The following is a 12,395-nucleotide window of genomic DNA, read 5'->3' as shown; positions in this document are numbered from 1 at the left end:
GACGCATACCGGCAGTGAGGAACCGCTGTGACCGCGCGTTTCCGCTGAGCGGAAAGACGACGGCCGCGTGCGTCCCGTCCGGCGGCAGGATCGTGGAGAATCCCGGACGAGGAGGGCGCGATGCGGACCGAGCGGACTCAGGTGGCGATCGTGGGCGCGGGCCCGGCCGGCCTGCTGCTGTCGCACTTGCTGCACCGGCGCGGGATCACCTCGGTGGTCCTGGAGATCCGTTCCCGCGACTACGTGGAAAAACGCGTGCGGGCGGGCGTGCTGGAACAAGGCACGGTCGACACCCTCATCGAAGCGGGCGTGGGGGAGCGGCTGCAACGCGAAGGAATGCCGCACCACGGCATCGAACTGCGCTATGGAGGACAAGGGCACCGCATCGCCTTCGAAAAGCTGGTGCCCGGCCGCTGCATCACCGTCTACGGGCAGCAGGAAGTCGTCAAAGACCTCATCGCCGCACGGCTGGCCGACGCGGGCCGCATCGAGTTCGAAGTCTCCGACGTGGCCGTGCACGATGTGGACTCCCCCGCCCCGTCGGTCACCTACACCGACTCCCACGGCCGGGACGTCCGCCTGGAGTGCGACGTGATCGCCGGCTGCGACGGCTTCCACGGGGTGACCCGGCGGTCCATCCCCGAGGGGGTGCTGACCGTCTACGAACGCGACTATCCCTTCGCCTGGCTGGGCGTCCTGGCGCGCGTGGCGCCCTCCTCACAGGAGCTGATCTACTCCCGCACCGAGCGCGGTTTCGCGCTGCACAGCATGCGCACCCCCCAGATCAGCCGCTTCTACCTGCAGGTCGCCCCGGACGAGACGCTGGAGGCCTGGCCGGACGAGCGGATCTGGGCGGAGCTGAAGGCCCGGTTGGAGACCGTCGAGGGCTTCACCCTGCAGACCGGCCCGATCCTGGAAAAGGGCATCACCCCGATGCGCAGCTTCGTGGTCGAGCCCATGCAGTACGGGCGGCTGTACCTGGCCGGGGACGCCGCCCACATCGTGCCGCCCACCGGGGCCAAGGGCCTCAATCTGGCCGTGGCCGACGTGCGCGTGCTGACCAACGCGCTGGTGAGCTGGTACCGCACCGGGTCGACCGAGCTGCTGGAGCGCTATTCGGCCGACTGCCTGAAGCGGGTCTGGCGGGCCCAGCATTTCTCCTGGTGGATGACCACGCTGCTGCACACCTTCGACAGCGACGACGCCTTCGGCCGCCGGCTGCAGCTGTCCCACCTGGACTACGTCACCGGCTCGGAGGCGGCGGCCACCACCCTCGCCGAGAACTACGTCGGCCTGCCCTTCGAAAGCGCGCTGTATGACTGACGGGCTGCTGTCGCCGGTCCGGGCGGGCAGCGGGGCCGAGGCGGCCACCGGGGATGAGGCCTGGCTGCGGGCGCTGCTGGACGCCGAGATCGCCCTGGCCCGCGCCCAGGCCCGCCTGGGCCTGATCCCCGCCGACGCCCCCGCGGCCGTCGCCCGCGCCGCCGGGCGCATCACCGACGCCGGCCGGCTGGCGGTGCAGGCCCGCCGGTCCGGCAACCCGGTGGTGCCGATCGCCGCCGAGCTGCGCGCGGCCACCCCCCACGCCCACCACGGGGCCACCAGCCAGGACATCGCCGACACCGCCGCGATGCTGGTGGCCTCCCGCACCCGCGCGCTCATCCTGCGGGACCTGGACCGCACCTGCGCGGCGCTGGCCGGGCTGGCCGAACGCCACCGCGGCACCCCCATGGCCGGACGCACCCTGGGCCGGCCGGCGCTGCCGGTCACCTTCGGGCTCAAGGCCGCCGGCTGGCTGCTGGGCTGCCTGCAGGCGCGGCGCCGCCTGGCACAGGTGCGCCTGCCGGTGCAGCTCGGCGGCGCCGCCGGGACGATGTCCGGCTATGGGGAGCGCGCCGTGGAGCTGCTGCCGCTGTATGCCGCCGAGACCGGTCTGGACGAACCCGTGCTGCCCTGGCACACCGTCCGCACCCCGGTGGTGGAGCTGGGCGCGGCGCTGGCGCAGACCGCCGGGGCGCTCGGCAAGTTCGCCACCGATGTGATGCTGCTGTCCCAGGAGGAGGTGGGAGAGGTCGCCGAGCCCGCCGCCCCCGGCCGGGGCGGCTCGTCGGCCATGCCGCACAAGCGCAACCCCGTGCTGTCCACGCTGATCCGCTCGGCCGCCCTGCAGGTGCCCGCCCAGGTCGCGGTGCTGCTGACCGCGCAGGGCGGCGCCGCCCACGAACGGCCCGCCGGGGAGTGGCACGCCGAGTGGCAGCCGCTGCGCGAATGCCTGCGGCTGACCGGCGGGGCCGCCGAGACGGCCGCCGAGCTGGCCGCCGGCCTGCAGGTCTTTCCCGACCGGATGCGGCAGGCCCTGGACCGGCTGGTGCAGACCCTGCGCGCACACGGCTCGGGCACCGGCCTCGGCTCCGCCCAGGCCCTGGTGGACCGGGCACTGGCGCACTACCGGACGTCCGGGGCATAGGGCGGCATGTCCTCGGCGCGGCGTTCTGCGGCACGGCGGCCCTTGGGCGTGGCCGGCAAGGTCATGGCGATCCTGGAGGCGTTCGCCGACGTCCCCGGCGGCCCCGGGGGCGGCGGGCTCACCCTGACCGAGATCTGCCGCCGCACCGGGCTGCCGCTGGCCACCGGGCACCGGCTGGTCGGCGAGCTGACCGCCGGCGGTTTCCTGGAACGCGGCTCCGACGGCGCCTACCGGATCGGGATCCGGCTGTGGCGCATCGCCGCCCAGACCCCGGCCGCCGCCGCCCTGCGCGAGCTGGCCCTGCCCTACCTGGAGGACCTGTATGAGGTCACCCGGGAGAACGTCCAGCTCGCCGTGCTGCGCGAGGGCCGGGCGCTGTATTTGGAGCGGCTGCGCGGGCCGCGCTCGGTGCCGATCCTCACCCGCGTGGGCGCCGAGCTGCCGCTGCACGCCACCGGGGTCGGCAAGGTGCTGCTGGCCTTCGCCGCCGAGCCGGTGCAGCGGGAGGTCATCGAGGCCGGGCTGACCGCCTGCACCCCCTACACCATCACCGACCCCGACCGGCTGCGCAGGGAGCTGGCCGAGGTGCGCCGCCAGGGCTATGCGGTGACCCGCGAGGAGATGACGCTGGGCTCCTGCTCGGTGGCCGCGCCGGTCCGCGACGGGCGGCAGCGGGTGATCGCGGCGATCTCGCTGGTGGCCCGCAGCGGCACCGCCGACCCGCGCCGCCTGGCGCCCACCGTGCTGACCGCGGCCCGCGCCCTGTCCCGCGACGTGGCCGCCTCCTGGGTCGCGCTGCCCGAGTGAGGGGAGGAGGGCGAAGTCAGCCCCAGCCCTCCTGGACGGTCTCTGCGACCGGGCGGAGCTTGGCGGTCTGCTCCCGGAGGGTCAGCGCATCGCCGCCCTCCACCGTGGAGGAGAACCCGCATTGCGGGGACAGGCACGGCTGCTCGATCGGCATGTGGCCGGAGGCCTCCTCGATGCGGCGTTTGAGGCGGTCCTTGCTCTCCAGCGCGCCCCGCTTGGCGGTGACCAGCCCCAGCACCACCGTCTTGCCCTTGGGCACGAACCGCAGCGGCTCGAACCCGCCGGAGCGCTCATCGCCGTACTCCAGAAGAAGCCGTCCACCGCCGGCTCGTTGAACACCGCCTCGGCGACGAACTCGCAGCCGCCCCCGGCCATCCAGGAGGAGCGGAAGTCGTCCCGGCACATGTGCACGGTGACCGTCATGCCCTCCGGGCGGCCGGCTCATCGCGCAGGAACACGAAGCCGTCGGCGAAGATCGTCTCCTCCGGCCGCACCCGCTCGTGCACCCGCGGCGCGGTGCCGGTGAGCTCAAAGCGCCCCTCGGCGTTGCGGAAGCTCATCGTGACCCGCTCCCGGCCCGGGCCGGTCCCGCCCAGCCGGTAGATGAAGTCCATGTTCCAGGAGGCGCGGCGGAACCCCCGTCGGTGGCCGATCGCAGCCCCGCCTCCCGCTGCGGGGCGATCGCCGAGCGGATCGCCTCGTCCTCGGCGCGGCGCAGCTCCCGGCGCCCGATCCGGCCCGCGGCGGCGTCGGCGCGGGCCTTGAGCGGCTTTGGCGGCCGCAGCAGGCCGCCCACGTGGTCGGCCGCGGAACGGCGGGGTCTGACGCATGGCATCACTCCTTCAACGGCCGCCCGTGTGCCCTGGATTTCGGGCATAGGCGTCACCACCGCCACCTGTCCATTGAGAATGCGGGCCGGGCCCCGAGTGACCGCCCGTCCTCCGGGGAGACAGCGGGAAAAGAGGAGCTGAGCCGGGAGGACGCATGGCACATGAGGTTCGCGGGGTGATCGCCCGCGGCAAGGGCGAGCCCGTCTCCGTGGAGACCGTGGTGGTGCCCGACCCCGGCCCCGGCGAGGCGCTGGTGCAGGTCCGCGCGTGCGGGGTGTGCCACACCGACCTGCACTACCGGGACGGCGGCATCACCGACGACTTCCCGTTCCTGCTCGGGCACGAGGCCGCCGGGGTCGTGGAGGCGGTGGGCCCGGACGTCACCGCCCTCGCCCCCGGAGACTTCGTGATCTTGAACTGGCGGGCGGTGTGCGGCCAGTGCCGATCCTGCCTGCGCGGCCGGCCCTGGTACTGCTTCGACAGCCGCAACGCCGTCCAGAAGATGACGCTGGCCGACGGCACCGAGCTGACCCCCGCCCTGGGCATCGGCGCCTTCGCCGACAAGACGCTGGTGGCCGCCGGGCAGTGCACCAAGGTGGACCCGGCCGCCGACCCGGCCGCGGCCGGGCTGCTGGGCTGCGGGGTGATGGCCGGGATCGGCGCGGCGCTCAACACCGGGGCGGTGACCCGCGGCGACAGCGTCGCGGTGATCGGCTGCGGCGGGGTGGGCGATGCGGCCATCGCCGGCGCCCGCCTGGCCGGCGCGGCGAAGATCATCGCGGTGGACATCGAGGACCGCAAGCTGGAGTGGGCCAAGGACTTCGGCGCCACCCACACCGTCAACTCCGCCAAGACCGACCCGGTGGCGGCGATCCGCGAGCTGACCGGCGGGTTCGGCGCGGACGTGGTGATCGAGGCGGTCGGCCGCCCGGAGACCTACGAGCAGGCCTTCTACGCCCGCGACCTGGCCGGCACGCTGGTGCTGGTGGGCGTGCCCACCCCGCAGATGAAGATCGAGCTGCCGCTGCTGGAGGTCTTCGGCCGGGGCGGGGCGCTCAAGTCCTCCTGGTACGGCGACTGCCTGCCCTCGCGGGACTTCCCCATGCTCATCGACCTGTACCTGCAGGGCCGGCTGGACCTGGCGGCGTTCGTGTCGGAGACCATCGCCCTGGAAGAGGTCGAGGCCGCCTTCGACAAGATGCACCGGGGCGAAGTGCTGCGCTCGGTGGTGGTGCTGTGAACATCCGGCATCTGGTCACCTCAGGGCAGTTCACCCTGGACGGCGGGACCTGGGACGTCGACAACAACGTCTGGCTGGTCGGCGACGACCGCGAGGTCATCGTGATCGACGCCGCCCACGACGCCGAGGCGATCGCGGCGGCGGTGGGCGACCGGGAGCTGACGGCCATCGTGTGCACCCACGCCCACAACGACCACATCAACGCCGCGGCGCCCCTGGCCGACCGCACCGGCGCCCCCATCTGGCTGCACCCGGCCGACCGGGTGCTGTGGCGGATGGTCTACCCCGATCGCGACCCCGACGGGGACCTGGCGGACGGCCAGGAGCTCACCGTGGCCGGGACCGTTCTGCGGGTGCTGCACACCCCGGGCCACGCCCCCGGGGCGGTCTGCCTGCACGCCCCGGAGCTGACCACGGTGTTCACCGGGGACACCCTCTTTCGCGGCGGCCCGGGCGCCACCGGCCGGTCTTATTCCGACTTCGCCGCCATCATCGCCTCCATCCGGGAGCGGCTGCTCACCCTGCCCGCCGAGACGGTCGTCCGCACCGGGCACGGCGAGACCACCACCATCGGGGACGAGGCGCCCCACCTGGAGGAGTGGATCGCCCGCGGCTACTGAATCGCCGCCGTTCCCGCAAGACAGAGCGGTACCTGATGGTGAACCGGCCCGGCCGGGGCATTGCGGCCAGGAACTGACCGCAATCACCCCTAGCGTGGATCCTGAAAGACCCGCACGCTTCGCAGAGAGGGAGCCGCCATGCCGGCCGACCGGGTGCTCGGGCTGCGCGAGCTCAACCGCGCCACCTTGGCCCGCCAGTTCCTGCTGGACCGTACGACCCTGCCGGTGCCCGAGGTGATCGAGCACCTGGCCGGGCTGCAGGCGCAGACCCCGCACACCTGGTACACCGGCCTGTGGAGCAGGGTGGAGGGCTTCAAGCCCGAACAGGCCGCCGAACTGCTCACCGGCCGCCGGGCCGTCCGGATCGCGCTGATGCGCTCCACCCTCCACCTGGTCACCGCACGGGACTGCCGGTGGCTGCGCCCCCTGGTGCAGCCGGTGATCGAACGCGCCACCGAGGGCATGTACGGCCGGGACCTGGAGGGGGTGGACCGCGGCGAGCTCGCCGCCGTGGGCCGGGCGCTGGTGGAGGAACAGCCCCTCACCCCGGCCGTGCTCGGCGCCCGGCTGGCCGAACACGGCCGGGCGGCCGGGTGGGGTGAGCGCCACCCCCACGCCCTGGCCCAGATGGTCCGCGCCCTGGTGCCACTGGTGCAGGTCCCGCCGCGCGGCCTGTGGGGCAGGAGCGGACCGGGCGCCCACACCAGCGCCGAAGCGTGGCTGGGCGAGCCGATGGACGCGGAGGCCTCCGTCGAGGACCTGGTGCTGCGCTACCTGGCGGCCTTCGGGCCCGCCACCGTCAAGGACGTCCAGACCTGGTCGGGACTGACCCGGCTGCGGCAGGTCCTGGAGCGGCTGCGGCCCCGCCTGGTGATCTTCCGCACCGCCGACGGCCGGGAGCTGTTCGACCTGCCCGAGGCTCCCCGGCCGGATCCGCAGACCCCGGCGCCGGTCCGCTTCATGTACGACTTCGACAACCTGTTCCTGTCGCACGCCGACCGCAGCCGCGTGATCACCCCCGCCTACCGGCGGCACACCCTTCCCCGCAACCTCATGCCGTCCCTGCTGCTGGTGGACGGGTTCACCGAAGGCACCTGGAAGATCGTCCGCAACCGGGGCGCGGCCACCCTGCTGATCAAGCCGTTCCGCCCGCTCACCCGCGCCGAGCGGGCCGAGACGGCCGAGGAGGGCATCCGGCTGCTGGAGTTCGCCGAGGCCGAGGCCGACCGCCACGACGTGCGGTTCATCCCGCACGATGCGCCGGAGGAACCCTGGCGTGCGGGCGCGCGGTGAACGGGGATGTTTGTTCCGCTTCCTGCGCGGTAGACGAAAGCGGTGTTCATCGTCAGACCGCCGGGCGTCTACCGGCCGCAGGGCGACACCGCCCTGCTGACCGAGGCGCTGCGCCAGGCCCCCATCCGCCCGGGAGCGCGGGTACTGGACCTGTGCACCGGGACCGGCGTGGTGGCGATGGCCGCCGCGCGGGCGGGCGCCCGGCAAGTGGTGGCCACCGACGTGTCGGTCCGCGCGGTGCTGGCCGCCCGGCTCAACGCCCGGCTGCGCGGCCTGCCGATCCGGGTGTTACGGGGCGACCTGGTCGAGCCGGTCGCCGGCGAGCACTTCGACGTCATCACCGCCAACCCGCCGTATGTGCCCTGCCGCGGCGGCCCGCCCGCCCGGCACGGACGCTCCCGCACCTGGTACGGCGGGCCGCACGGCCGGCTGTGGCTGGACCGGCTGTGCGCGGCGGCCCCGCCGCTGCTGGCGCCCGGCGGCGTGCTGCTGGTGGTGCACTCGGCCCTGTGCGGGGTGCAGGCGACCGTGGAGGCGCTGCGCGCCCACGGGCTCAAGGCGGCGGTGACCGCCCGGCGCCGCGAGCCGTTCGGCCCGGTGCTGCGCAGCCGCGCGGCCGAACTGGAGGCCGCCGGGCTGATCCGGCCCGGCCAGCGTCATGAGGAACTGGTGGTGATCCGTGCGGACCGCACCGACGTCCCCCAGCGGCCCTGAGCGCCGCCGCGTCATCGTCGAACCGGGCGGCCCGGTGCTGGTGGAGGGCCCGGTGGAGATCGTCATGGCCGACGGCGCCACGGTGGTGTGCGACCGCTTCATGGTGGCGCTGTGCACCTGCCGCCGCAGCCGCACCATGCCGCTGTGCGACACCAGCCACCGCCGCACCCGCCGCGCGGGCTGAACGCCCGCCCAGGGCCCGGCGTGGGCCGTCACCCGGGCGGCAGCGGGTGCAGCAGCGAGCTGCGGCCCGCCCGCCAGCGGTCCAGCAGGTGCTCGCCCAGGCGCCGCTCCAGCAGCGTGGTCGCCTGCACGCCCAGCACCACGTCGGCGGCCAGGTCCGGCTCGGTGCGCAGCAGGTCGCCCAGCACGTCGTGGCGCAGCACCTGCTCGTGCACCGCGTCCGCCTCCACATGCTCGGTGAAGAAACGCACCCCGCGCGCACCCACCCCCAGCCGCTCCAGCGCCTGCGCCATCCGCCGGGCGCTGGGCGCGGTGGTGATCTCCGCCGCCGCGAAATGCCCCGCCATCGCGCCGCGCAGCGACCGGTGCAGCCCGAACAGCGACATCATCGTGACCGTCGCCAGCGTCACCGCCGGCACCGCGTCCAGGTAGCGCAGGTAGCCGGTGTCCAGGCCCATCTCCTCCATCAGGTCGGCGTACAGCCGCGAGTGCATCCGCGCGCCGTGCCCGCCGCCGTACTCGTCGAACTCCACCGCCACCAGGGACGCCTTGGCCTGGCCGCGCAGCCGGGGGATGAGCCAGGCGTGCGGGTCGGCCTCCTTGAGGTGGTAGATCGACCGGTGGACCAGGTACTCGCGCATCTGCCACCGCTCGCCCTCGTCCCGCAGAAAGTGCGAGACCCCCTTGGCGCCGGCCGGTTCGACCAGCAGCTCCTCCAGCGCCGGACCGACCCGGTCGCCGCCGGGCACGCGGGCCCGCAGCTCCGCCAGGAACGCCCGCTCCATGGCCGCCCGCAGCCGCAGCAGATCCGGATCCCATTCCCAGGCGGCGTCCACCCCGGCGAAGCCCTGGTAGTGCAGCTCGTAGCACACGTGCAGGGCCAGCTGCAGGTCCTCGCCCAGCGGGTCGGCCGCGGCGGCCCGTCCCGGCAGGACGCGGTCGGCGAGGGCACCCGATCCCGGCGCCCGTGTCCCCAACGCCGAGATCACCGTCTCAGACAGCGGTCCGCGAGGCGCCGGCAGCGCCGCAGCCGACGGGCCGGCACCGGCGGCGGGCATGGTGGCCGAGGTCATGGCGGTCTCCCCTCGGGCGACGTTCATGGGCGGGCCGTGCCTACCCGCTCAGGCGCCCGCCATGCGGGCCGGGCGGTCTGGCGGATCAGCATGGCGGCCGCCCCGGCCGTCCCGTTGACCGCGGCCGCGCGGCGCTGCCGCACCGCGCCCGTCCCCACGACGCGCAGCCGGGCCAGCGCCGCCTCCACCGCCGCCAGGTCACCGGACTCCTCCAGCGCCGGCCGCACCCGTCCCATCAGCTCCTTCACCAGACGCATCGCCGGCACCGCGGTCCCCTCCAGCGGGTGGACGCCCGGCCCGTCCAGCCCGTACCGGGCCGCCGACCACACCGCCGCCGCGCACACCTGGTCGTCGACGCGCGGCGCCTGCCGCCCGGCGGCCAGGTCCCACAGCGCCCGGCGCACCAGGGCGCGGGTCAGCGCCGCCTGCAGCACCGCTTCGTCCACGGTGCCGGCCGCGTCCGCCACCCGCACCTCCACCGTCGGCAGGTGCGGGGAGGGACGGGCCAGCCAGAACGTCATCGCCGGGTCGGCCAGCACCCCGCCGTCCACCAGGCGCTGCACCCGCCGGTCGAACTCGGCCGCGTCGGCGGACCACGGCGGCACTCCCGCCCCCGGGAAACGGGACTGCTCCACGATGCGCCAGGAGGCGTGGCCGCTGTCGCGTCCCCGGTCGAAGGGGGAGTTGACCGACAGCGCCAGCAGGGTCGGCAGCCAGGGCCGCAGGTGATTGACCACGGCCACGGCCGTCTCCCGGTCCGCCACGCCCACGTGCACATGGCAGCCGCAGCACTGGTACCCGGCCACGACCCCGGCGTACATCCGCCGGATCCGGGCGAAGCGTTCACCGGGGCCGGGCGGGGGATCGGGGCCGGGCCGCACCGGCGTGCCCGTCGACACCAGGCGGGCGCCCTCCGCCGCGGCGGCCGCCGCCAGCCGGCCCCTGCCCTCGCGCAACTGGTGCCGCAGGGAGCGCAGCGTGGTGCACACCCCCGTGGCGGCCTCGACCTGGGTGCTCGCCAGCTCGGGGTGAAAACGCGTCCCGGACGAAAGCGGATGCCGCCCGGCCCGTGCCAGCACCCGCGCGGCCCGCGGCACCGTCGCCCCGGTGACCGGGTCGACCAGGAGGAACTCCTCCTCCACCCCCAGCGTCACCCCGGATCCCGCCGCGACCGCTGCCACGCGTCCTCCCTGCCGTGCGGTGACTCGGCAGGCCCGTCCTACCCGCACCCCGCCCGGTCACGCCCGCGCCGATTTTGACCCGGTACGCCGTTAATCCGGCTGGGCCGGGGTAGGGGAAGCGTCCGGCCGAGGAAGCCGGGGCAAGCTGACACCGCAGGGAGGGAACCCCGCCATGACGGACGTTTCACGCCAGGGACTGCAGCCCGGCGACGAGCGACCGATTCTGACCAACCGCCAGGGACACCCGGTCCACGACAACCAGAACCAGCGCACCATCGGCGCCCGCGGCCCCGCCACGCTGGAGAACTACCAGTTCCTGGAGAAGATCAGTCACTTCGATCGCGAACGCATCCCCGAACGGGTGGTGCACGCCCGCGGCATCACCGCCTACGGCTACTTCGAGGCCTACGGCACCTGGGGCAAGGAGCCCATCAGCCGCTACACCCGCGCCAAGCTGTTCCAGGAACCCGGCAAACGCACCGACGTGGCGGTCCGCTTCTCCACCGTGATCGGCGGGCGCGACTCCGCCGAGACCGCCCGCGACCCGCGCGGCTTCGCCGTCAAGTTCTACACCGAGGACGGCAACTGGGACCTGGTCGGCAACGACCTGGCGGTGTTCTTCATCCGCGACGCCATCAAGTTCCCCGACGTCATCCACGCCCTCAAACCCGACCCGGTGACGTTCCGGCAGGAGCCGAACCGGATCTTCGACTTCATGTCGCAGACCCCCGAGAGCATGCACATGCTGGTCAATTTGTTCAGCCCGCGCGGCATCCCCGCCGACTACCGGCACATGCAGGGCTTCGGGGTCAACACCTACAAGTGGGTCAACCAGGAGGGCCGGACGCACCTGGTCAAGTACCACTGGATGCCCAAACAGGGCGTGCGCAGCATGACCGAGGAGGACGCCGCCGCCGTCCAGGCCCGCGAGCTGGGCCATGCCACCAGGGATCTGCAGGAGGCCATCAACCGGGGCGACTACCCCGAGTGGGAGCTGCTGGTGCAGATCATGAGCGACGCCGAGCACCCGGAGCTGGGCTTCGACCCGCTGGACGACACCAAGGTCTGGCCGGAGAACCAGTTCCCGCCGCTGCCGGTCGGCCGGCTGGTGCTCAACCGCAACGTCTCCAACTTCTTCGCCGAAAGCGAGCAGATCTCCTTCGGCACCGGGGTGCTGGTGGACGGCCTGGACTTCTCCGACGACAAGATGCTGGTGGGGCGGACCTTCTCCTACAGCGACACCCAGCGCTACCGGGTCGGCCCCAACTACCTGCAGCTTCCGGTCAACCAGGCCAAGAACGCCCAGGTGCGCACCAACCAGCGCGATGGCCTGATGACCTACTTCGTCGACGCCGCCGGGGAGAACCCGCACGTCAACTACGAGCCGTCCATCACCGGCGGGCTGCGCGAGGCGCCGCGTCCCCTGCACGAGGAGCAGGGCCCGGTCATCACCGGGCGGCTGACCCGCAAGCGCATCCCGCTGACCAACGACTATGAGCAGGCCGGGCAGCGTTACCTGCTGATGGAGCAGTGGGAACGCGACGACCTGGTCGGCAACTTCATCACCAACCTCTCCCAGTGCGACCGGCCCATCCAAGAGCGCATGGTCTGGCACCTGCTGATGTGCGAGGACGAGCTGGGCCTGCGGGTCGGCGAGGGCCTGGGCATCACGCCCGAGGACGTCAAGGACCTGCCGCCGCTGCCCACCCAGACGCTCAGCGACGCCGAACGCGAGCGCATGGCCAACCTCGGCAAGAACGGGCCGCGCGACGTCAGCGGGCTCAAGATGACCCACTGCGTCCCCAACGAGCGCGCGCAAGTGACGTACGCCGGGTAAGGGAGGCCGGGTAGGCAAGACACGCGAAGGAGCGCCCAGGACGCCGCGCCGGTCCTGGGCGCCCCTCGCCGTCGCGATGCATGCGGCGCCCCCGCCGCGGGGACCAATGCGATATCGGCCTTTTCAGCACGCGGCCCGCGGCCCCGAGCG

General features: G+C 73.6%; 13 protein-coding genes. 9 read left to right on the top strand and 4 right to left on the bottom strand.

Going from position 1 to position 12,395, the window contains the following annotated elements:
• The first annotated feature begins 120 nt into the window (after positions 1–120).
• From pobA to BUE48_RS12190, 3 genes are read left to right on the top strand one after another with little or no spacing between them, the layout of a single operon-like run.
• The gene (gene pobA / locus BUE48_RS12200) at positions 121–1,323 is read left to right on the top strand and encodes a 4-hydroxybenzoate 3-monooxygenase (RefSeq protein ID WP_012852804.1); all 1,203 of its coding nucleotides are present in this window, start codon (positions 121–123) and stop codon (positions 1,321–1,323) included.
• Positions 1,316–2,467, top strand: coding sequence for a lyase family protein (locus tag BUE48_RS12195; RefSeq protein WP_286989829.1), 1,152 nt, complete (start codon positions 1,316–1,318; stop codon positions 2,465–2,467). Before pobA ends, BUE48_RS12195 begins: the two co-directional genes overlap by 8 nt.
• Before the next feature lie 48 nt (positions 2,468–2,515).
• Positions 2,516–3,274 (top strand): IclR family transcriptional regulator, encoded by a 759-nt coding sequence (locus BUE48_RS12190; RefSeq protein ID WP_245536852.1) that lies wholly within the window; start codon positions 2,516–2,518, stop codon positions 3,272–3,274.
• A gap of 16 nt (positions 3,275–3,290) precedes the next feature.
• Here the strand turns inward: BUE48_RS12190 and BUE48_RS12185 are convergent, their stop codons facing one another.
• Both BUE48_RS12185 and BUE48_RS12180 read right to left on the bottom strand, forming a co-directional pair.
• The gene (locus BUE48_RS12185; RefSeq protein ID WP_286989828.1) at positions 3,291–3,533 is read right to left on the bottom strand and encodes a uroporphyrinogen decarboxylase/cobalamine-independent methonine synthase family protein; all 243 of its coding nucleotides are present in this window, start codon (positions 3,531–3,533) and stop codon (positions 3,291–3,293) included.
• Positions 3,534–3,693: 160 nt separating this feature from the next.
• Complete coding sequence (locus tag BUE48_RS12180; protein ID WP_286989826.1) at positions 3,694–3,888, bottom strand: hypothetical protein; 195 nt, start codon at positions 3,886–3,888, stop codon at positions 3,694–3,696.
• 370 nt (positions 3,889–4,258) lie between these two features.
• Here BUE48_RS12180 and BUE48_RS12175 point away from each other — a divergent pair, with 370 nt between their 5' ends.
• The 5 genes from BUE48_RS12175 to BUE48_RS12155 all read left to right on the top strand — a co-directional run bounded on the left by BUE48_RS12175 (position 4,259) and on the right by BUE48_RS12155 (position 8,155).
• On the top strand, positions 4,259–5,344 hold the full coding sequence (locus BUE48_RS12175) for an S-(hydroxymethyl)mycothiol dehydrogenase (RefSeq protein ID WP_012852801.1): 1,086 nt from the start codon (positions 4,259–4,261) through the stop codon (positions 5,342–5,344).
• Positions 5,341–5,964, top strand: coding sequence for an MBL fold metallo-hydrolase (locus BUE48_RS12170; RefSeq protein ID WP_012852800.1), 624 nt, complete (start codon positions 5,341–5,343; stop codon positions 5,962–5,964). The genes BUE48_RS12175 and BUE48_RS12170 overlap by 4 nt, the downstream gene beginning before the upstream one ends.
• Positions 5,965–6,102: 138 nt before the next feature.
• Positions 6,103–7,257: a winged helix DNA-binding domain-containing protein gene (locus tag BUE48_RS12165; protein ID WP_012852799.1), complete on the top strand. Its 1,155-nt coding sequence runs from the start codon at positions 6,103–6,105 to the stop codon at positions 7,255–7,257.
• Positions 7,258–7,299: 42 nt separating this feature from the next.
• Positions 7,300–7,971 carry a HemK2/MTQ2 family protein methyltransferase gene (locus tag BUE48_RS12160; RefSeq protein WP_286989824.1) on the top strand — a complete coding sequence of 224 codons (672 nt, stop codon included), beginning with the start codon at positions 7,300–7,302 and terminating at the stop codon, positions 7,969–7,971.
• On the top strand, positions 7,937–8,155 hold the full coding sequence (locus BUE48_RS12155) for a CDGSH iron-sulfur domain-containing protein (protein ID WP_012852797.1): 219 nt from the start codon (positions 7,937–7,939) through the stop codon (positions 8,153–8,155). The genes BUE48_RS12160 and BUE48_RS12155 overlap by 35 nt, the downstream gene beginning before the upstream one ends.
• 28 nt (positions 8,156–8,183) lie before the next feature.
• Here BUE48_RS12155 and BUE48_RS12150 read toward each other — a convergent pair whose 3' ends face one another.
• Together BUE48_RS12150 and BUE48_RS12145 are read right to left on the bottom strand one after the other, a co-directional pair.
• On the bottom strand, positions 8,184–9,254 hold the full coding sequence (locus BUE48_RS12150; RefSeq protein ID WP_286989823.1) for an iron-containing redox enzyme family protein: 1,071 nt from the start codon (positions 9,252–9,254) through the stop codon (positions 8,184–8,186).
• Entirely contained in the window at positions 9,251–10,408 is a 1,158-nt protein-coding gene (locus BUE48_RS12145) for a carboxylate-amine ligase (RefSeq protein WP_286989822.1), read from the bottom strand. Before BUE48_RS12145 ends, BUE48_RS12150 begins: the two co-directional genes overlap by 4 nt.
• Before the next feature lie 172 nt (positions 10,409–10,580).
• Here BUE48_RS12145 and BUE48_RS12140 point away from each other — a divergent pair, with 172 nt between their 5' ends.
• Positions 10,581–12,245, top strand: a complete 1,665-nt coding sequence (locus tag BUE48_RS12140; protein ID WP_286989821.1) for a catalase — start codon at positions 10,581–10,583, stop codon at positions 12,243–12,245.
• Positions 12,246–12,395 lie beyond the last annotated feature (150 nt).

This window comes from Thermomonospora sp. CIF 1, from assembly GCF_001896795.1.
In the GTDB taxonomy this organism is placed as follows: Bacteria; Actinomycetota; Actinomycetes; order Streptosporangiales; family Streptosporangiaceae; genus Thermomonospora; species Thermomonospora curvata.
Note: the sequence above shows the minus strand (reverse complement) of the source record. Positions and strands in the feature narration are given on the sequence as shown.